This is a genomic window from Limnohabitans sp. Jir61, from assembly GCF_003063545.1.
In the GTDB taxonomy this organism is placed as follows: Bacteria; Pseudomonadota; Gammaproteobacteria; order Burkholderiales; family Burkholderiaceae_C; genus Limnohabitans.
The window spans coordinates 517,159-534,440 of record NZ_NESD01000002.1 but is presented as its reverse complement, the minus strand read 5'-3'; the positions used below and the strand labels follow the sequence as shown (position 1 = coordinate 534,440).

19 protein-coding genes and 1 pseudogene are annotated in these 17,282 nt (G+C 55.8%); 7 read left to right on the top strand and 13 right to left on the bottom strand.

The window, feature by feature from the left end:
- Positions 1 to 8: 8 nt before the first annotated feature.
- Together B9Z35_RS08925 and B9Z35_RS08920 are read left to right on the top strand one after the other, a co-directional pair.
- Positions 9 to 221: a DUF3820 family protein gene (locus B9Z35_RS08925; protein ID WP_108283330.1), complete on the top strand. Its 213-nt coding sequence runs from the start codon at positions 9 to 11 to the stop codon at positions 219 to 221.
- 78 nt (positions 222 to 299) lie between these two features.
- The gene (locus B9Z35_RS08920) at positions 300 to 491 is read left to right on the top strand and encodes a hypothetical protein (protein WP_108283329.1); all 192 of its coding nucleotides are present in this window, start codon (positions 300 to 302) and stop codon (positions 489 to 491) included.
- 7 nt (positions 492 to 498) lie between these two features.
- On the opposite strand, the gene B9Z35_RS08915 is transcribed toward B9Z35_RS08920, so the two are convergent.
- Positions 499 to 894, bottom strand: coding sequence for a YkgJ family cysteine cluster protein (locus B9Z35_RS08915; protein WP_108283328.1), 396 nt, complete (start codon positions 892 to 894; stop codon positions 499 to 501).
- Positions 891 to 1,850, bottom strand: coding sequence for a class I SAM-dependent methyltransferase (locus tag B9Z35_RS08910; protein WP_108283327.1), 960 nt, complete (start codon positions 1,848 to 1,850; stop codon positions 891 to 893). Before B9Z35_RS08910 ends, B9Z35_RS08915 begins: the two co-directional genes overlap by 4 nt.
- A 124-nt stretch (positions 1,851 to 1,974) precedes the next feature.
- Between B9Z35_RS08910 and B9Z35_RS08905 the strand changes: the two are divergent.
- From B9Z35_RS08905 to B9Z35_RS08895, 3 genes and pseudogenes are all read left to right on the top strand, one after another.
- Positions 1,975 to 3,252 (top strand): annotated as a pseudogene (locus tag B9Z35_RS08905) (malic enzyme-like NAD(P)-binding protein); the annotation flags it as partial.
- A 49-nt stretch (positions 3,253 to 3,301) separates the two neighbouring features.
- Entirely contained in the window at positions 3,302 to 3,484 is a 183-nt protein-coding gene (locus B9Z35_RS08900) for an HNH endonuclease (protein WP_233246523.1), read from the top strand.
- The gene (locus B9Z35_RS08895; protein WP_108283325.1) at positions 3,484 to 4,374 is read left to right on the top strand and encodes a DMT family transporter; all 891 of its coding nucleotides are present in this window, start codon (positions 3,484 to 3,486) and stop codon (positions 4,372 to 4,374) included. Before B9Z35_RS08900 ends, B9Z35_RS08895 begins: the two co-directional genes overlap by 1 nt.
- 10 nt (positions 4,375 to 4,384) lie before the next feature.
- Here B9Z35_RS08895 and B9Z35_RS08890 read toward each other — a convergent pair whose 3' ends face one another.
- The 3 genes from B9Z35_RS08890 to B9Z35_RS08880 are packed head-to-tail and all read right to left on the bottom strand — an operon-like array spanning position 4,385 to position 5,743.
- Positions 4,385 to 4,594 carry a hypothetical protein gene (locus B9Z35_RS08890; RefSeq protein WP_108283324.1) on the bottom strand — a complete coding sequence of 70 codons (210 nt, stop codon included), beginning with the start codon at positions 4,592 to 4,594 and terminating at the stop codon, positions 4,385 to 4,387.
- 15 nt (positions 4,595 to 4,609) lie between these two features.
- The gene (locus B9Z35_RS08885) at positions 4,610 to 5,173 is read right to left on the bottom strand and encodes a lipocalin family protein (RefSeq protein WP_108283323.1); all 564 of its coding nucleotides are present in this window, start codon (positions 5,171 to 5,173) and stop codon (positions 4,610 to 4,612) included.
- Positions 5,174 to 5,182: 9 nt separating this feature from the next.
- Positions 5,183 to 5,743 (bottom strand): YggT family protein, encoded by a 561-nt coding sequence (locus tag B9Z35_RS08880; protein WP_108283322.1) that lies wholly within the window; start codon positions 5,741 to 5,743, stop codon positions 5,183 to 5,185.
- 57 nt (positions 5,744 to 5,800) lie between these two features.
- On the opposite strand from B9Z35_RS08880, the gene B9Z35_RS08875 reads away from it, so the two are divergent.
- Positions 5,801 to 6,391, top strand: a complete 591-nt coding sequence (locus B9Z35_RS08875) for a TIGR00645 family protein (protein WP_108283321.1) — start codon at positions 5,801 to 5,803, stop codon at positions 6,389 to 6,391.
- A gap of 48 nt (positions 6,392 to 6,439) precedes the next feature.
- Entirely contained in the window at positions 6,440 to 7,153 is a 714-nt protein-coding gene (gene queC / locus B9Z35_RS08870) for a 7-cyano-7-deazaguanine synthase QueC (protein WP_108283530.1), read from the top strand.
- A gap of 5 nt (positions 7,154 to 7,158) precedes the next feature.
- Here the strand turns inward: queC and B9Z35_RS08865 are convergent, their stop codons facing one another.
- From B9Z35_RS08865 to gspL, 8 genes are read right to left on the bottom strand one after another with little or no spacing between them, the layout of a single operon-like run.
- Positions 7,159 to 8,994, bottom strand: coding sequence for an ABC transporter ATP-binding protein/permease (locus B9Z35_RS08865; protein WP_108283320.1), 1,836 nt, complete (start codon positions 8,992 to 8,994; stop codon positions 7,159 to 7,161).
- Positions 8,995 to 8,999: 5 nt separating this feature from the next.
- A complete protein-coding gene (locus tag B9Z35_RS08860) occupies positions 9,000 to 9,902 on the bottom strand; it encodes a 5'-nucleotidase (protein ID WP_108283319.1) in 903 nt (300 codons plus the stop codon).
- Positions 9,903 to 9,905: 3 nt separating this feature from the next.
- Positions 9,906 to 11,120 carry a type II secretion system inner membrane protein GspF gene (gene gspF, locus B9Z35_RS08855; RefSeq protein WP_108283318.1) on the bottom strand — a complete coding sequence of 405 codons (1,215 nt, stop codon included), beginning with the start codon at positions 11,118 to 11,120 and terminating at the stop codon, positions 9,906 to 9,908.
- Positions 11,121 to 11,159: 39 nt separating this feature from the next.
- A complete protein-coding gene (gspE, locus tag B9Z35_RS08850; protein ID WP_108283317.1) occupies positions 11,160 to 12,569 on the bottom strand; it encodes a type II secretion system ATPase GspE in 1,410 nt (469 codons plus the stop codon).
- A gap of 3 nt (positions 12,570 to 12,572) precedes the next feature.
- On the bottom strand, positions 12,573 to 14,723 hold the full coding sequence (gene gspD / locus B9Z35_RS08845) for a type II secretion system secretin GspD (RefSeq protein ID WP_108283316.1): 2,151 nt from the start codon (positions 14,721 to 14,723) through the stop codon (positions 12,573 to 12,575).
- A gap of 5 nt (positions 14,724 to 14,728) precedes the next feature.
- Entirely contained in the window at positions 14,729 to 15,568 is an 840-nt protein-coding gene (gene gspN / locus B9Z35_RS08840; protein ID WP_108283315.1) for a type II secretion system protein N, read from the bottom strand.
- Between the two features lie 2 nt (positions 15,569 to 15,570).
- Positions 15,571 to 16,083, bottom strand: coding sequence for a type II secretion system protein GspM (gene gspM, locus B9Z35_RS08835; protein ID WP_158268134.1), 513 nt, complete (start codon positions 16,081 to 16,083; stop codon positions 15,571 to 15,573).
- Complete coding sequence (gspL, locus tag B9Z35_RS08830) at positions 16,080 to 17,276, bottom strand: type II secretion system protein GspL (protein WP_108283313.1); 1,197 nt, start codon at positions 17,274 to 17,276, stop codon at positions 16,080 to 16,082. The genes gspM and gspL overlap by 4 nt, the downstream gene beginning before the upstream one ends.
- Between the last annotated feature and the right edge of the window lie 6 nt (positions 17,277 to 17,282).

The following is a 17,282-nucleotide window of genomic DNA, read 5'->3' as shown; positions in this document are numbered from 1 at the left end:
CCCGAGCAATGAACCCTGAAGATTTGCAAAAGCTGGTCACGCTGCGCATGCCGTTTGGCAAACACCAAGGCACGGTCTTGGCTGACCTGCCTGGCAACTATCTGAACTGGTTTGCGCGTGAGGGCTTTCCCAAAGGCGAAATAGGACGCTTGCTGAATTTGATGCACGAGATTGATCACAATGGGTTGAGCGACTTGCTGAAACCGTTGAGAGGTGAGTAATAAAACGTACGCCAACAGGCGTATTGAGTCGCCGCACGATCGCAAAGAGAATCCATTTCCAAACAAACTTGGATTGATATGAGCGACGCAGTAAAAAACGATTTGCAACAAAAGCTACAGGCTTTGTATGTGGACTTAGAGAAGGCGAATATCGCCTTGTTCAGCAGCAAAAGTGTTGAGAATGAACTGGTTGTGCGTGCGCTTGAAGATCAAGTCAATGAGCTGATTGATACGCTGATCGAAATGGATGCCGAGCCGTTGGAGAGTTGACGCAGTTTTAGCGCACAGTCCCATATGGGCAATACCCAGGCCGAGGCCCCACTTGTGGATGCAGTCTGCAGGTGTTGGGCCTTTTTTCATACACGTTGCAACGCCGCGTTTTGGCATCTAAGTTTTGGCAGTCACCATTGGCGCGACGCGACAGGGTGAAGATGCTGTTCTTGAAATTGAAGTGCTCGATCACGCCGATCTTTTGCAGGCGTTTGGCAATTTGCTTGGGCTCTTCGTGCTCGGCTTCAAATGGGTCGACCAGCTCTAGGCGTACCAAGTCGGGCAACTTCACTTCCACCGGCATGGTGCAGCAGTTGGCAGCACAGGTGCTACACAGGCCGTTACGGTAGCGGGTCCAGGTGTCGCAGTTGTCGATGTTGACGATGGAGATGTGTGACCTCATGCTGCGTGCTCCACGGATGCAGGCAAAGATGGCATTTGATAGGCTAACACTTTGAGCGAGCGCTCGGGTGACACATCTGCGAACACCACAGGGTTGGCCACGCGTTCAACAAACTTCAGCTCAGGGGCGAGCTCTTTCATTTGATCTTGCAAAAAGTCTAGGCCCAGCTCAGGTGCATTCAGGCACAAAAGCGCATACCCGCCGGGGGCCAGTAGTTCAGGCAAACGGCGCATGAGTTTGGCGTAGTCTTTGGTGGCGACGAAGCTGCCTTTTTGGTAGCTGGGTGGGTCGACGATGACCAAACCATAAGGGCCGCCACGTGTGATCTTCCCCCACGTTTTAAAGATGTCGTGCATCAAAAAAGTCGCGCCCGTGGTGATGCCGTTAAGCGGGTGGTTCTGCTGGCCAATCGCCATCGCGCCGTGACTCATGTCCACATTCACCACTTGCTTAGCTCCGGCTTGCAGGGCCACCACCGAGAAGGCGCAGGTGTAGGCAAACAGGTTGAGCACTTTCAGGCGCGGCTGGTCAGCGCCGTAGTTGCGCACCATGCGTCGCACCCATTCTCGGCCTTCTGCCATATCCAAAAATAGGCCATGGTTTTGGCCTTTGAGCACATGGACCCGAAAGCTGCTGCCTTTCTCTGTCACCACATGTGGATCGGGTACTTCGCCACTCATCAAGCGTGTTTCAAGGTGGCCTTCGGCGCGGCATTGAAAAACCCAGTTCAGGGGCTGATCGGGCGAAATCTGTGCCCAGCGTGTCGACAGCGCGACACCGATCGTGGCAAGTTCATCGTCACTCACAGCTTGAAAACTGGTCAACACCAACACGGGCGGAAACGCATCCAGCGCCCATTGTTCGCACCCCGGGAACAAGCCACCACGGCCGTGGAAGACGCGTTGTGCGTCAGTGGGTAGCGCCATCGTGGCTATGGCATTCAGCAGGGCTTGCATGTGAGGTGTAACGAGACAAATTGGATGAGAAGTGCATAAGTGTATGTACTTGCCCTCTCAGACCTCGGGGTAAGGGCGGCGCGGTAGGATAGCCCCCTTTTTCAAAAAACAGTTCGGACATCTCATGACCCCAGCAGAGCAAGAATTACGCACCGCCGCACTTGACTACCACCGCTCGCCCACCAAGGGCAAGATTCGCGTGGAGCCAACTCATCCGCTGGACAACCAGCACGACCTGAGCTTGGCTTATTCACCTGGCGTGGCGTACCCCTGCTTGGAGATCGAGAAAGACCCACAACTTTCATACGAATACACCAGCCGTGGCAACTTGGTGGGCGTGATCACCAACGGCACAGCAGTGCTCGGTTTGGGCGACATCGGTGCATTGGCCGGTAAGCCTGTGATGGAAGGTAAAGGCTGTTTGTTCAAGAAGTTCTCAGGCATTGACGTGTTTGACATCGAACTCGACGAACACGATGCCGACAAATTGGTCGACATCATCGCGGCTATGGAGCCTACCTTTGGTGGCATTAACCTCGAAGACATCAAAGCCCCCGAGTGTTTCTACATCGAGAAAAAACTGCGCGAGCGCATGAGCATCCCCGTGTTCCATGACGACCAACACGGCACCGCCATCATCTCGGCTGCGGCCATGTTGAACGGTTTGGAATTGGCAGGCAAAGACATTGCCAACATCAAAGTCGCCGTGTCTGGCGCAGGTGCTGCTGCCTTGGCTTGCTTGGATGTGTTTGTGGGCTTGGGTGTCAAGACTGCCAATATTTATGTGTGCGACTCCAAAGGCGTGATCTACGAAGGCCGCCCAGGCGGCTACGACGAGTCCAAAGCCCGTTTCGCACAAAAGACCGAGCTGCGCACTTTGGCCGATGCGGTCAACGGCGCGGACGTGTTCTTGGGCTGCTCAGCCCCTGGCGTGTTGACGCAAGACATGGTCAAGACCATGGCCGTCAAGCCACTCATCTTGGCCTTGGCCAACCCCGAGCCAGAAATTCGCCCCGAGTTGGCCAAAGCTGTGCGCCCCGATTGCATCATTGCCACCGGCCGCTCTGACTACCCCAACCAAGTGAACAACGTGTTGTGTTTCCCTTACATCTTCCGTGGCGCTTTGGATTGCGGCGCGACCAAGATCACCGAAGAAATGAAGATTGCCTGCGTGCGCGAAATCGCAGACTTGGCCAAGCTGGAAGTGACCGCCGAAGTGCAAGCCGCTTACCCAGGTTTGGATTTGGCGTTTGGTGTGGACAACATTATTCCTAAGCCCTTTGACACTCGCCTCATCCAGCGCATCGCACCAGCGGTGGCTCGTGCGGCCGAAGCGTCGGGTGTGGCCAAGCGCCCCATCAAAGACTTTGACGCTTACGCCAAAACTTTGGCTGCTTGGGTGAAGTAACACCTTGAGTCGGCTTAAGCTCACCCGCGACAAAATGTACAAAATGGTATCGCGCCAAATGCATGGCGTGGTTCCGTGTTGGGTCTGCGGTGAGCATGTGGCGCAAGCCGACGCCACGCTTGAGCACATTCAGCCGCTCAGTGAAGGTGGCAACAGCCACCAAGAGAACTTGGCTATCAGCCACGACCGCTGCAACAATTTGCGCCACGCAAAGACCAAAAACTGATGCCCCATCGCAAAAAACACTCAGCTTTACTTGGCATCTGTTTGTTGCTGTTGGCGGTGATGTGTTTTGCCACACTGGACACTACCAGTAAGCGTGTCACGACGGTAGTTCCGTTGATGATGGCTCTGTGGGGGCGTTACTTTTTTCAGGCTGTGCTCACCACGGCTGTGGTGTTTCCCATCAAAGGCTTGGATGTTTTTAAAACTGAACATCCACGACGACAAATCACACGCGGCGTGTTGTTGGTCTCAGTCACGGGCTTGGCGTTTTCCAGTTTGAAGTTTATGCCTGTCGGTGAGTTCACCGCCATTGTGATGACCGTGCCCTTGTTGGTCACGTTATTGGCCGCACGAATGCTAGGTGAACATGTTTCGGCACGTCGCATGGTGTTGGTGTGTGGCGGCTTCATTGGTACGCTCATCATCGTGCGACCTGGCACACAAGTGTTTGGGTGGCCTTTGTTAATTCCTCTGGCGTTAGTCATTGTGAATGCGGCATTTCAGTTGCTGACCAGTAAACTGGCGCGTACCGAAGACGCAATGACCACGCAGTTCTACACCACTTGGATAGGCACACTGCTGACCTCTATTCCCTTGTTTTGGTTCTGGTCTCCCATCACAGACACGCAAGTTTTATTGGAGTTGATCTTGATGGGCGTAGCAGGGGGCGTGGGGCACTTTCTGCTTATCTTGGCTTTTGAGCGTTCGCCGGCAGGCACGCTCATGCCTTACATGTATGCGCAAATCGGGTTTGCAATGCTTGGTGATTGGCTGGTGTTCCAACATGTGCCAGACCAACTGTCGATGCTCGGCATCGGCCTGATCACCCTCAGTGGTGTAGCCGGCGGTTTATTGACTGTGTACGAGACACGACAAAAAACACAAGACTAAAGCGACAGTTTTAGTCGCTAAGTGGCTGAATCGCGTTTTCTAAATTCATAAAAATCGGTCGGCCGTCGGGCGTATTGAGCGGTACGATTTTTTCTTCATGACCATTCGCCGCAGGAATGAGCGCGCACAGCGTGGGGCTAGTGCGTAGCTCGCCATTCAGATGTACTTCAAGGTCAGCGATGACCAGTTGCACATCGGTGAGGATTTGTTTGACTCGCATGTTGATTTTTCCCTTTTAACGTTGTGGTGTTCGCTCAAGTTTTTGCACATCAAAATGCTGTGCTTTGAGGCGATCTAACAAAGCGTCATACGCTTTAGCGTTCACCAGCGGTGTGCGTGACAGCACCCACAGGTATTCACGCGATGCGTCGCTCACCGCGGCCAGTTGGTAGTCTGCATCGAGGTCAATCACCCAATAATCGCCCCACACGGCTGAAAGCCAACTCAACCACGCAGGCGCAAAGCGCACTTGGAGTTTTGGCGATGTCGCGGGGCCGACTTGGTGTGCTTTACCCAGTGCGTCGATGGTGCTGCCGTCGGCAGTGACACAGCTGTTGAGTACTTGAACTGATCCATCGGCTTGCGCCAAATACTGAGCGCGTGTGTTGGCTGCGCACTTGGTTTGGAACCGGTTGGGGAATTTGGCGATCTCATACCAAGTGCCCATGTAGCGCGGCACATCCAACGAGGCAATGGTTCTCACGCTGGGTAAGTTAGCAGGCGTTGCCACGTTTTGAGCTGCTACGTTCAATACATGGCAAACCAAAACGGTAGCGAGACAAAAGCGTTTGAGCGACATCGACGTTCCTTAATAACCGAATTGCATCTGCACATGGCGCAACACGATGTCAGCGATTTGAATCAACAGCATCAAAGCGATGGGCGATAAATCCACAGCGCCCATGTGAGGCAACACGCGGCGAATAGGAATGAGCAAGGGTTCAACCAATTGCGCCAAGAAATAACGTGCATCCGACGCTGAACTGAACCATGACATCAATGCGTAGGCAATCACCATCCACATCAGGCTCGACAAAATGACGCTGAGCAACTCAAACCCAGCGTTGGTGACTAAGCTCAGCCAATGCGCTGTTGCACCTGCCACGATCCAGAGCAGGGAATGTTTGGCCAGCAGTACCGCGTAGGCGGCGACCAAGCTGGCCGTGTCCAAGCGGCCGATGGCAGGCACAAAGCGACGCACCGGCAACACAATCCAATTGGTGATGCTGAACACAAATGGAGCAAGCGGATTACCGCCACTGCTAGAGAGGTTGATGCGCTGTAAATGCATGTACATGCGCAGCAAACAGGTGCCAGCCACCAAGCCCACAACGAAGTGGAGGATCAAAGAGAAAATTTGTATCAACATGGCTTGAGTTTAGGCGGGCTAAGGCAAAATTTGAAGATTCACGAAAGATTGTTCCGCATGCAACAAATCCCTACTTTGCCGCGTTTTATTTTTGCCAGCCGCTGGCTGCAGCTGCCTCTGTATTTAGGGCTCATTGCTGCGCAAGCGGTGTATGTGTTTCATTTTTGGGTGGAGCTGGTGCATTTGATTGAGGCTGCATTTGGCAGCCAAGCGGCGCTAGATGCGTTGGTCACCAGCATTGGTTACAAAACTGGCATGACCGTCACGCACCTGAGTGAATCCATCACCATGCTGGTGGTTTTAGGGCTCATTGACGTGGTGATGATCTCCAACTTGCTCATCATGGTCATTGTGGGCGGCTACGAAACTTTTGTGTCTCGTATGTATTTAGAAAACCACCCTGATCAGCCAGAGTGGCTCAGCCATGTGAACGCGTCGATCTTGAAGGTTAAATTGGGCATGGCCATCATTGGCATTTCGTCCATCCATTTGCTCAAAACCTTCATCAATGCCGCCAACTACGATGAGAAAGTGTTGATGTGGCAAACCATCATTCACATCACCTTCTTGCTCAGTGCTTTGGCGATTGCCTTGACTGACAAAATCTCCCAAGCGGCCCATACCTCGCACGCGCCTTCTTCGCACTAAACAGAACTTACTCAGCAGCACGCCACTCTTATGCAAGCACGCAACCCCATTCATCGCAACGCACTCGTTCTCTTTTCGGGTGGGCAAGACTCCACCACCTGTTTGGCCCATGCGTTGGCGCAATACGAGCGCGTGGAAACCTTGGCGTTTGATTACCGTCAACGACATTTGGTAGAGCTTGAAGCCCGCATCCAAGTGCTGGCGCAAGTGCGTGAGCAATTCCCGCAGTGGGGACACAAGCTGGGCGAAGACCATTTGCTTGATCTTGGTGTGTTGGGGCAAGTGAGCGAAACCTCGCTCACGCGTGACACCGCTTTTAAGATGGAAGCCTCGGGCCTACCTAACACTTTTGTGCCGGGTCGCAACCTGTTGTTCCTCACACTCGCCGCTGCTTTGGCCTACCGCCGTGATTTGGATGTGATCGTCACCGGCGTGTGCGAAACCGATTTTTCGGGCTACCCCGACTGCCGCGACGACACCATGAAGGCCATGCAAATTGCCTTGTCACTGGGCATGGACCGCCGCTTGTTGATTGAGACACCGTTGATGTGGATCGACAAAGCGCAGACGTGGCAGCTGGCCTTTGATCTTGGCCAAAAAGCACACGCCGATGGTGGGAATCAGTTGGTGGACCTCATCGTCGAACACACCCACACTTGCTACATGGGTGACCGCACGCATCGCCACGATTGGGGTTATGGCTGTGGCACATGTCCAGCGTGTGATTTGCGAGCTAAAGGCTGGGAGCGCTGGAAGGCGTAAGCCTTTTATTCCGCTACCAAAACGAATTTGGCTGCACTGCCTTGAGGCGCAGGCACAAACTGCCAAACGGTTTCGTGATGGCTGGCCACGCTGGGGCGGTGGGCAATAGACACCAAGCCGCCACCTTCTTCGCGCACCATGGTCAGAAGCTTTTCGTAGAGCGTTTTCTCGGCTGCTTCATCCAATGCACTCGTGGCTTCATCGGCAAAGATCCAGCGCGGACGCTTCAGCAACACACGCGCCAAGGCCAAGCGTTGTTGTTCGCCGCCTGAGAGCTGTTGAGTCCAGTGGCCGGCCACGTCTAGGTCATTTACTAGGTGCGGCAACAAGGCGTCGTACAAAGCATTCTTCAAGGCTTCATCGGTGTAGTGCTCGGCACTGTCGGGGTAGGCCAGCGCTTGGCGCAAGGTGCCTTCGGGGAAGTAAGGGCGCTGCGGCATAAACACGCTGCGCTCAGGCAGTACCACGGGGCCGTAGGTGATGGGCTCGCCACGGCGGTCGTGTGTGGGCGATGTCACGTGCGGCCAAATACCTGCCAACACGCGCAGCAAAGTGGATTTGCCGCAGCCCGAGGGGCCGCGAATCAAAACGGTGTCGCCAGCAGCAGCGTTGAGTGAGGTGTCGGCCAGCAGCACATCGCCATTGGGCAGAGAGATGGTGAGTGGCGTGGTGTGCAAGGCATTGATACCCGAGACAGCGCCGGTGAAAGACAGAGGCGCAGTGTCTGGCTCGGCTGCCTCATCCACTTTGACTGCCAGCATCTGATCTTGAAAACTGGTCAAACGCAGCGTGGTGGCTTGCCACGATGCCAAGCGGCTGTAGTTGCTGATGAACCAGCTGAGCGACTCTTGCACTTGGCCAAACGCAGATGAGATTTGCATCAACTCGCCCAGCTGAATCGCACCGCTGAAATAACGGGGCGACGCCACCAACATAGGGAACACCACTGCGGCTTGGCCGTAGCCTGAGTTGAACCAGGTGTAGCGTTTTTGCACGCGCAACAAACGCATGAAGTTGTCTAGCACTTGTGCAAAGCGTTCTTGCAGCGATAAGCGTTCTACACGGCCGCCACGGTCGAGCGCGATGGCTTCGCTGTACTCGCGCACGCGCATCAGGTGGTGACGAAAGTCGGCTTCAAGACGTTGTTGAGCGAAGTTGAGTGACGCCATCGAGCGGCCAATGAAGTGACCAATCAAGCTACCCGCCAGCGCGTAGGCCAAGGCCATCCACACCATGAAACCGGGGATGTTGTAGGTTTCGCCCAGCACATCAAAACTAAAGCCGCCAGACAGGCCCCACAAGATGCCCACAAAGCTCAGCAACGTGACGCTGGCATCGAGTAGGCCGAGTGACAGGCTCACGGTGTCAGCGGTGAACTGCTGCACATCTTCTTGAATTCGTTGGTCGGGGTTGTCTGTGCCGTTCTTGCTTTGCAACTCCAGCTGGTAGAACACATGGCCTTTGAGCCAGCGTTGCAAGTAGTCGCGCGTCATCCACGCACGCCACCGCACTTGCAGCAGCTGCGTGAGGTAAAAGCGATACACCGCCACGATGATGAAGCACGTGGCCAGCATGGCGAACACACCGAGCTGATGCCAAAACACAGCGGCGTCACGGTTTTGCAGTGCGTCGTAAAACACGCGGTTCCAGTCGTTGAACAGCACCATCATGTAAACCATGCCGAGGTTCAAGCCCACGCACGCGGCCAGCAGCAAGCGGGCGCGCCATTTTTCTTCCGACTTGAAATAGGGCAGTGACAAAGCCCAGACGCGGCTGAGTTGCAAGCGGCTTTTTTGCCAATTCGTCGCCACGTTGTTGGCAACGCTTCTGAATGCGTTCATGTTTTTTAGACTTCGGTGTTGCGCACCCCGCTGGCCACATGGCCTGCGGGTACGTGACGGGCGGCAGATTCGATGTGGCCGGTTTGGTCGTCAAAGAAAAAGTCGGGTTCAAACTCGCGCAAGAACTCGCCTTTTTCAAGGCCGCCCAAGAACATGGCTTCGTCTACTTCAATGTTCCAGTTCATCAGCGTGCGAATGGCACGCTCGTGCGCGGGCGCGCTGCGAGCGGTGACCAGCGCGGTACGTATGCGCATGTGTGGTGTGCCCGCTTGTTGTAGCCCTTGGAGGGCCAGCAGCAATGGTTTGAATGGGCCAGCGGGCAAGGGCTGCGCGGCATTGGTTTTTTCGTGCTGCTGAAACGCGTCCAAGCCTTGAGTTTGAAATACACGCTCAGCTTCGTCGCTGAACAACACCGCATCGCCGTCAAACGCGATGCGCACTTCGTGTGGGTTGGCTTCGGATGCGTGCGCTGAGTGTGGGTACACCTGCGCGGCGGGTACGCCTGCGTCCAAGGCCGAACGAACGTCCGACAAATGCGTGGACAAAAACAAGTTGGCGTTGAGCGGTCGCAAATAGCGCCAAGGCGATTGCCCGCGCGTGAAGCTGCCGCGCTGAATCGGTAAGCCGTAATGTTGGGCCGAGCGGAACACGCGCATACCACTGACCGGGTCGTTACGCGAGAGGATGACCACTTCCACACGTTGCGCTTCAGAGGTGTTGAAGGCCAAGAGCTTTTGCACCAACGAGAAAGCAACGCCTGGCTTGGCCGGTGTTTCGAGGCGGTCGAGCTGCAGGTTCATGTAGGCGCGGTCGTCGCCTTGTTCGAAGACTTGGTTTTCTTCTTCGAAGTCGAACAGCGCTCGCGATGAGATCGCTACAACTAACTTGCCGTCTAAAGAAACACCCATGAATTACCTCACCCACTGATTGAGTTGAATGATGGGCAGCATCACCGCTAAGACGATGAGCATCACCATCGCACCCATTGCCACGATGAGCAGTGGCTCCAGAATTGTTGCCAGTTGCAAAGCGCGGCGTTGCACTTCTTCGCTCAGCTGCGCGGCGGCGCGTTGCAGCATGGTGGGCAGTGTGCCGGTTTGCTCGCCCAAGCGCGAGAACATCACCAACAAGCGTGGAAAACGTTTGTGTTGTGCGATAGCCGATGCCAGCGGTGCGCCTTCGCGCACCAGTACCAGCGCGTCTTGCGCATCGCGTTTGAGGGCGGTGTTGCTGAGGGTGTCGGCTGCGGCTTGCAGCGCTTTCAAAATGGGCACGCCTGCAGTGGCCAGCATGGCCAAGGTGCTGGCAAAGCGTGCAGCGTTGTAGCCACGGGCCAAGCGGCCAATCAGCGGCAGCTGCAACCACATGGCATCAAAACGCAAGCGCACATCGGCTTGTTTTAAAGCGATATGTCCGCCTGCGGAAAGCAAGGTGATCAGCACCAAGCCCCACACCCAAAAGTTCTGCACAAAGCTGCTCAAGGCCAGCATGAAGCTGGTGAGCGCGGGGAGTTGCTGCTGATTGCTGCCAAACACCTGCGCCACTTGCGGCACAACATAGGCCAGCAAGAACAACACGATGACCAAGGCCACCACACACACGATGGCGGGGTAAAGGCCTGCGGCCAACAACTTGCCACGCAAGTTTTGCTGCTCTTGCAAATCGTCGGCCAAGCGTTCAAGCACCAGCCCTAAGTGGCCGCTTTGCTCGCCCGCACCAATTACCGCAGTGAAGATGGCACTGAACTCGCGGGGGTGTTGGCTCAGCGCTTTGGCAAACGGTGCGCCCGCATTCACCTCGGTGCGCAGGGCAGACACCAGGTCGCGCTGACGGGGTGTTTCAGCTTCGTCACTCAAGGCAGATAGTGCGCGTTCAAGTGGCAAGCCCGCGTTGACCAAACCTGAGAGCTGGCGTGTCCACACAGCCAGTGCTGTGCTGCCAAATACCTTACTTTCCCAAATGATGGTATTCAAGCCGCTGCTGGTGCGTTGTACTGGTTCTACCTTGAGCGGCACCAAATCTTGTGCACGCAACTGGCTGCGTGCGGTTCGCGCTGTATCGGCCTCCAGCACACCACGGCGCGTTTGGCCTTGAGGGTCTAGGGCTTCAAACGAGTAGGCGGGCATGGTGGATTTGGCTAAGTGGCAGGGGATGGTTGCAGAGGTTTAGTCGCGTGTCACGCGAATCAGTTCTTCGCGGGTAGAAATACCGTGGCGCACCAAGCGTTCGCCATCATCACGCATCAGCGTCATGCCGTTGCGCAAAGCTGCATCGCGCAGCTGCGCTTCGCTGGCTTGGTTGTGGATGAGGGCGCGGATGTCGTCGTTAGTGGTGAGAAGTTCAAAAATGCCAGTGCGGCCTTGGTAGCCGCTTTGGCCGCAGGCGACGCAACCCAAGCCGTAGGCTTCTCCACTGTTATCGCCGCAATGCGTGCAGGTTTTGCGCAGTAGGCGCTGGGCCAACACACCCAGTAAAGACGAGCTAAGCAAGAAGGGCTCTACGCCCATGTCGGTCAATCGGGTGATGGCGCTGGCCGCATCGTTGGTGTGCAGCGTGGCCAACACCAAGTGGCCGGTGAGCGAGGCTTGAATGGCGATTTGCGCAGTCTCGTAATCGCGAATCTCACCAATCATGATGATGTCTGGGTCTTGGCGCAGGATGGCGCGCAGGGCTTTGGCAAAGTCCAAATCAATCTTGGGGTTCACCTGTGTTTGGCCCACGCCAGCCAGCTCGTATTCAATCGGGTCTTCCACCGTCATGATGTTGTTGCGCGTGGCGTCTAGCCCTTGCAGGGCAGCGTACAGCGTGGTGGTTTTGCCTGAACCCGTGGGGCCAGTCACCAAGATGATGCCGTGCGGCTGATGCACCAGCGCTTCAAAGCGGCGCAGGGTCTCGCCTTCCATGCCCACGGCTTGCAGCGTGAGTTTGCTCTCGGTTTTGTCTAGCAAACGCAGCACGGCGCGTTCGCCGTGCGCACTGGGCAAGGTGGACACGCGCACGTCAATCGCGCGTTGACCGAGTCGCAGCGAAATGCGGCCGTCTTGCGGCAAACGCTTTTCGGCAATGTCCAACTCGGCCATGATTTTCAAGCGCGAAATCAATGCCGCGTGCAATGCACGGTTAGGCTGCACCACTTCGCGCAGCGTGCCGTCGACACGGAAACGCACACTGCTGTGGCGCTCATACGGTTCGATGTGAATGTCGCTCGCGCCATCGCGTGCGGCTTGCGTCAGCAGCGCGTTGAGCATGCGGATGATGGGTGCGTCATCCGCGGCTTCTAACAAGTCTTCTACCGCAGGCAGCTCTTGCATCATGCGTGTGAGGTCGGCATCGCTCTCGACTTCGCTCACCACTGCAGCGGCATTGCTGTCGGCTTGTGCATAGGCTTCGCTGATGCGTTTGGCCAGTGTGGCTTTGTCGGTGTATTCAAACGACTGCACCGCGTGGCGGCGCGTCACCTCGCTCCAGGCGCTCAGGTCTGGCGCATCGCTGTGCCACAGCGTGAGCGTGTGGCCATCGTCCTCCAGCAACAGCTGGTGGGTGCGTGCAAAGGCGTAGGGCAGCGGGCGGCGCATGGGTTACTTTGCTTCTTCTTTGGGCTTTGCTTCTGGCGCAGGCGGCAACACAGGTGAATTGCCTGAACCCAAAAATGGGTTGAAACCAGGCTGTGCGTTTTGCTGCATACCTAACATTTGCTGGTAACGGTTATTGCTCAGTGCATCTGATGCTGCCGCGTCACGCATGACCACTGGGCGCAAGAACACCATCAGATTTTTCTTGGTGCGTGTTCGGCTTTCGCTTTTGAAGAGCCAACCAATGACAGGAATATCACCTAGGGCAGGTACTTGACTTGCCGCGCCGGAGTATTCGTCAGACAGCAAACCACCCAACACGATGATCGAGCCATCGTCGACCAGCACATTGGACTCAATGCTTCGCTTGTTGGTGATCAGACCGGTGGACGACCCCACAGAGTTAGGCACTACGCTTGAAACTTCTTGGAAGATCGTGAGTTTGACCGTGCCAGTCTCGCTGATTTGAGGTTTGACTTTGAGTGTTAAACCTACGTCTTTGCGTTCAACGGTTTGGAACGGATTGACGGAGCCATTGGTAGTATTGTTGTTGGTGTACTGGCCAGTCACGAAAGGTACGTTTTGACCCACCACGATCTTGGCCTCTTCGTTATCCAAGGTCAGCAACGTAGGTGTAGACAACACATTGCCATCACCGTTTTGTTGCAAGAAGGTGGCTAAGCTGCCCAGCACGTAAGTGCCATTGATTTGTTTGGCGCTACCAATGTTCAAACCGCCACCCAAGGTACTGAGTGCTGTTGCGCCGCCAGATGCGCCAATGATGTTGCCTTGGCCTATGGTGGTGCTGATGGGGTTGTTGAAGTTGGTGCCAATGATGCCGACAGTGCCACCCGATTGGCCTCGTGCCGTTTGCCATTGGATGCCCATCTGTGCTGCTTTGTCGGCATTCACTTCAGCAATCAAACTTTCCACCATGACCTGCGCGCGACGTTGGTCAAGCATGTCAATTACGGCACGCAGTTGGCGGTATTGCGGTTCAGGTGCTGTGATGATCAGTGAATTGGTTGCGGTGTCCGCTTGAATTTGTCCGCCCGTGGCTGAACCTGTTGAGGCTGTTGTGCTGCCCAGTGTGCTGCCTGCTGTGGTCGGTGTTGGTGTGGCAGGTATCGGGTTGGCGGTGGTGTTGATCACTGGCGATGCATTGCCAGTTGCGCCACTTGCTTGTCCGCTGACTGCTGCACGCAAAGTGGTTGCCAGTTTGGTGGCGTCTGCATTTTTGAGATACACCACATGGATGTTGCCACTTGCGTTCGTTCCGCTAGGTTGATCAAGCTTCATGACCAATGACTTCACCAGTGCCACTCGGGCTGGGTTGGCCGCGCGCAAGATCAATGCATTGCTGCGTGGCTCAGCGAGCAGTGTGGTTTTGTATTCGCCGCCTGTTTGACCTGCTGCTGCAGGTGCTTGCGTCACATTGCTGCCTGATTCCACCAAGCGCAGCACCAAAGGAGCCAGGTCAACTGCGATGGCGTGTTTGAGTTGGATCACTTCCACGTCACTGGCATTCGAGACGTCTAGGGTTTCAATGATGCGGGCCATGCGTTGCAGGTTGTCTGCATAGTCCGTGATGATGATGGAATTGTTGCCTGGGTTGACATTGATGGTGTTGTTCGGGCTGATCAGCGGACGCAACACGGGCACCAAGTTGTTGGCTTGCTCAAAGTTGAGTTTGAAGATGTGCGTGACGATTTGGCCGCTACCCGAGCCACCGCTGGCCTTTTGGATTTCTTGCACATTGCCGCCTTGCAGTTTGGCATCTGCCTCAGGCACGATTTTGTAAAGGCCTTTGGTTTCAACCATCGCAAAGCCTTGCAGCCGCAAGGCCGCCAAGAACTGGCCCCACGCTTCGTTGGGTGACACGGGCAGTTCGGTCGTCAGATTGATCGTGCCCTTAACGCGGGGGTCCACCACCAAGTTGCGGTTGGACAAGGTGGCCAAGGTGCGCGCGACAGATTCAATCTCAGCATTCACGAAGTTGAGCGTGATTGGTTGCTGAGACGACTGTTGTTGCGAGGTCGCTTTTTTTGTTGGCGGTGCGGCGCGTGTGAGTGATATCTCAAGTAACGCAGGTGCGAGGCTCAAGCCCAGCGCTAGCGCCAAGACTGATGGTTGGAGAGAAAAGTGTTGCTTAGCCATACGCGTTAACCCATTTTCAAAATCGACTTTGAGCCTTGGCGCTGGCCAAGGATATTCAATAAATTGGAGAGTGCGGCCTCTGCGTCAGGCGCGGCAGAAGCCTCACCATTGAAGAGCACGCGCCCATTTAGCAGTTGGCCGCTGCCACTCAGTTGAAGGCCGCCTTCTAGCGTGTCGAGTGACAGCGCCATCGTGTCGCCGCCTTGCAAGCGTATGCGGTAAGTGCCCAAAGGACGCAAGGTGGAAAGACGGGTAGACAGCTGTTGCATTTGCAACTCGGCTTGGCCCTGCAGTTGTTCTTGACCTGCTTGTTGCGTCCATTGCAGCTGAGTGGTGTGCAGTTGCATTTGGCCTTCGGGCTGCACCGTGTTCCAAGGAGCGCCTAAACCGATCAGCCAGCTGGCCGGCCAGTTAGACGTGTGGTCGCTTACCTGCACGCGCATGCCACGCCACATGGGTGAAACATCTACGTGCACAGGTGTTGGCGTGCAGCAGTCAGACGCAATGGTTGCAGTGAGCGCGAGTCGCAGATTGACGAAATCAATGTGTGGGCCGAGCTGCCATGTCACACGCGTAGGCAGTACGCTGGTATTCGTGGGGCGCGTCAAATGTGACGAGGTCTGAATGTTCAGTGGACCTTCGTTGAGAACCCACTGTGCCGAGCCGTTCCACACGGTACCCTGTGGGTCTTGCAGCAATACACGTTCACCGCTTATTTGTTCAACGGTTTGCGTGAGCCAATGAGCGGGTGCTTGTGTGACACAAGCCAACGCCAAACCCAAGCTTGCACCCGTCCACGCCCAGCATTGGCCGGTGCTTGGAGCTGTGGTGTGGCGTCGTTGCATGGTTAATTTGTTTGTGAGCCACGCTGGGGCAGTGTTAACACAAGACTGCCATCCCAAGCTAACACTGGAGAAGTTGCAGCAGAGCCATTGCTGCGTGTGAGGTGCACCTCGAGAGGCAGGGCTTGTGCTTGGTTACGAGCTTGCGCTAACCAGTTGGCCAAGGTGGGTGCAGGCACGGCTTTGATCTGCACATTGACACGATCGCCTTGTACGTTGAGTTGAATCTGTGCGTTGGGTGTGAGCCCTTGTAAAAGGCGTAACGCTTCATCACGTGACAGTGCAGTGCGTGTTTGCAAGGTTTGGGCTTGCGCTTGTAAGGCAAGCATATGGGCTTGTTGCTGGCCAATTTGTGTGCGGCGGTTGTCGCCGTCGCGCAAGGTGCTGAGTGCAGGTGCAATGGCGACAGACCCAAACAACAACGCACCGAGCAACGCTCCCAATACGGTCAGGCCGTGTTGTTCGCGTGGGCTCAAGGCGTGCCAACGCGTCATGGCCTGAGTAAGAAGTGCTTTCATTTCGCCACCTCCGCTTGCAACACCCATGTGTCGTTGCTTTCTTGACGCAGGCTTAAGCCTTGGCGATTGAGGCGTGTCATCGCCGTCGCACTGTTATCCAGTGCAACACCTTGGATGCGCAGCGCATGGTTGGTGAAGTGAATTTGTTGCGGCGTTTGACCGGCTGGCAATACGCTGGCTAAGGCTGCGAGCATGGGCTCAAAGTCTGTGCTTGAGGCCGCGCTAGATTTTTGTTGCAGGGTGTCGACCTCGCGTTGCATTTGTAACGGTGCGTCGATGACCAAGCTCACAGCTGGGAAGGTGTTTTGCAAGATGGTTTTCAGCGAAGCCTGTTGCGCGCTTAAGGCGCTTTGCTCTCGCCATGCCAAAGCATTGAGCCCCAGCACTTGCAGCGCGACCAGAGTTAACATGCCCCAGCGCACAGGCTTCCAAGATGGCGCGTAAAACAAAGTGCGCCATGCAATCATCGCTTGGCGTTGGATGCGCTGCATGGGGCCTTGAGCCCACTCGCCTTGCGCCAAATCCCAATCCGATTGGCTCGACTTGACCCAACGTTGCGCTTCGCTTTGCAGCATGGGCTGACGCTGCAGCGTGCTTTGCACGCGCGCGACCATGGCAGGTTCGGCTTGAATTTGTAAATCGTCTTGGCTCAGTTGAGCAAATGCCCGCCATTGCGCAATGTTGGGAGGCAGTAGCGTCACACCGTGCGCGTGGCACAACACACTTTGTGAATGGTCGGGTTCACCCATGACTTGCAGCACAGCTTTGTCGCGTGGTGACAGTTCAGGCACGATGCGCTGCACGGTCAGGCCAGCGGCTTGAAGCGGCGCGAGTGTCTCGCGCAGCCATTGTTTGTCACACACGGCCACCAAGGTTTCTCCGCCTGTGCGCGCAACATCTAGCGCATTTGGAGCGAGCACGAGATGCAGCTGTTGTGGGTCATCTAGTAGGCGGTCTTCCAGTAAGCCATGCAACACATTTTGCAAACGTGGGCCATGGCTGGCCGGTGGCAGTTGCACATGCAACCAGGCCAAACGGCTGTGTGGCACAACGGCCACCACCTCGCCCGCATGAGCCGACAAGGTGCTGGCCGCGCCAATTGCGTGGCGCAAAACGCTGTGCCCATCTGAATGGACATGGGCGTAGCCAGTGCTCGCAGCGTTAGCAGAGTGGGGCAGTGCAATGATTAGCATGGAAAG

Excerpts from the sequence above, each read along its gene's own strand:
- B9Z35_RS08875 (WP_108283321.1), top strand. The coding sequence starts at position 5,801 with ATGCAACAAATCCCTACTTTGCCGCGTTTTATTTTTGCCAGCCGCTGG.
- gspN (WP_108283315.1), bottom strand. The coding sequence starts at position 15,568 with ATGCAACGACGCCACACCACAGCTCCAAGCACCGGCCAATGCTGGGCG.
- B9Z35_RS08900 (WP_233246523.1), top strand. The coding sequence starts at position 3,302 with ATGGTATCGCGCCAAATGCATGGCGTGGTTCCGTGTTGGGTCTGCGGT.
- B9Z35_RS08915 (WP_108283328.1), bottom strand. The coding sequence starts at position 894 with ATGAGGTCACACATCTCCATCGTCAACATCGACAACTGCGACACCTGG.
- gspE (WP_108283317.1), bottom strand. The coding sequence starts at position 12,569 with ATGCGCCGCCCGCTGCCCTACGCCTTTGCACGCACCCACCAGCTGTTG.
- B9Z35_RS08890 (WP_108283324.1), bottom strand. The coding sequence starts at position 4,594 with ATGCGAGTCAAACAAATCCTCACCGATGTGCAACTGGTCATCGCTGAC.
- B9Z35_RS08925 (WP_108283330.1), top strand. The coding sequence starts at position 9 with ATGAACCCTGAAGATTTGCAAAAGCTGGTCACGCTGCGCATGCCGTTT.
- gspD (WP_108283316.1), bottom strand. The coding sequence starts at position 14,723 with ATGGCTAAGCAACACTTTTCTCTCCAACCATCAGTCTTGGCGCTAGCG.
- B9Z35_RS08860 (WP_108283319.1), bottom strand. The coding sequence starts at position 9,902 with ATGGGTGTTTCTTTAGACGGCAAGTTAGTTGTAGCGATCTCATCGCGA.
- gspL (WP_108283313.1), bottom strand. The coding sequence starts at position 17,276 with ATGCTAATCATTGCACTGCCCCACTCTGCTAACGCTGCGAGCACTGGC.
- B9Z35_RS08910 (WP_108283327.1), bottom strand. The coding sequence starts at position 1,850 with ATGCAAGCCCTGCTGAATGCCATAGCCACGATGGCGCTACCCACTGAC.
- gspF (WP_108283318.1), bottom strand. The coding sequence starts at position 11,120 with ATGCCCGCCTACTCGTTTGAAGCCCTAGACCCTCAAGGCCAAACGCGC.
- B9Z35_RS08880 (WP_108283322.1), bottom strand. The coding sequence starts at position 5,743 with ATGTTGATACAAATTTTCTCTTTGATCCTCCACTTCGTTGTGGGCTTG.
- B9Z35_RS08885 (WP_108283323.1), bottom strand. The coding sequence starts at position 5,173 with ATGTCGCTCAAACGCTTTTGTCTCGCTACCGTTTTGGTTTGCCATGTA.
- B9Z35_RS08865 (WP_108283320.1), bottom strand. The coding sequence starts at position 8,994 with ATGAACGCATTCAGAAGCGTTGCCAACAACGTGGCGACGAATTGGCAA.
- B9Z35_RS08895 (WP_108283325.1), top strand. The coding sequence starts at position 3,484 with ATGCCCCATCGCAAAAAACACTCAGCTTTACTTGGCATCTGTTTGTTG.
- gspM (WP_158268134.1), bottom strand. The coding sequence starts at position 16,083 with ATGAAAGCACTTCTTACTCAGGCCATGACGCGTTGGCACGCCTTGAGC.
- B9Z35_RS08920 (WP_108283329.1), top strand. The coding sequence starts at position 300 with ATGAGCGACGCAGTAAAAAACGATTTGCAACAAAAGCTACAGGCTTTG.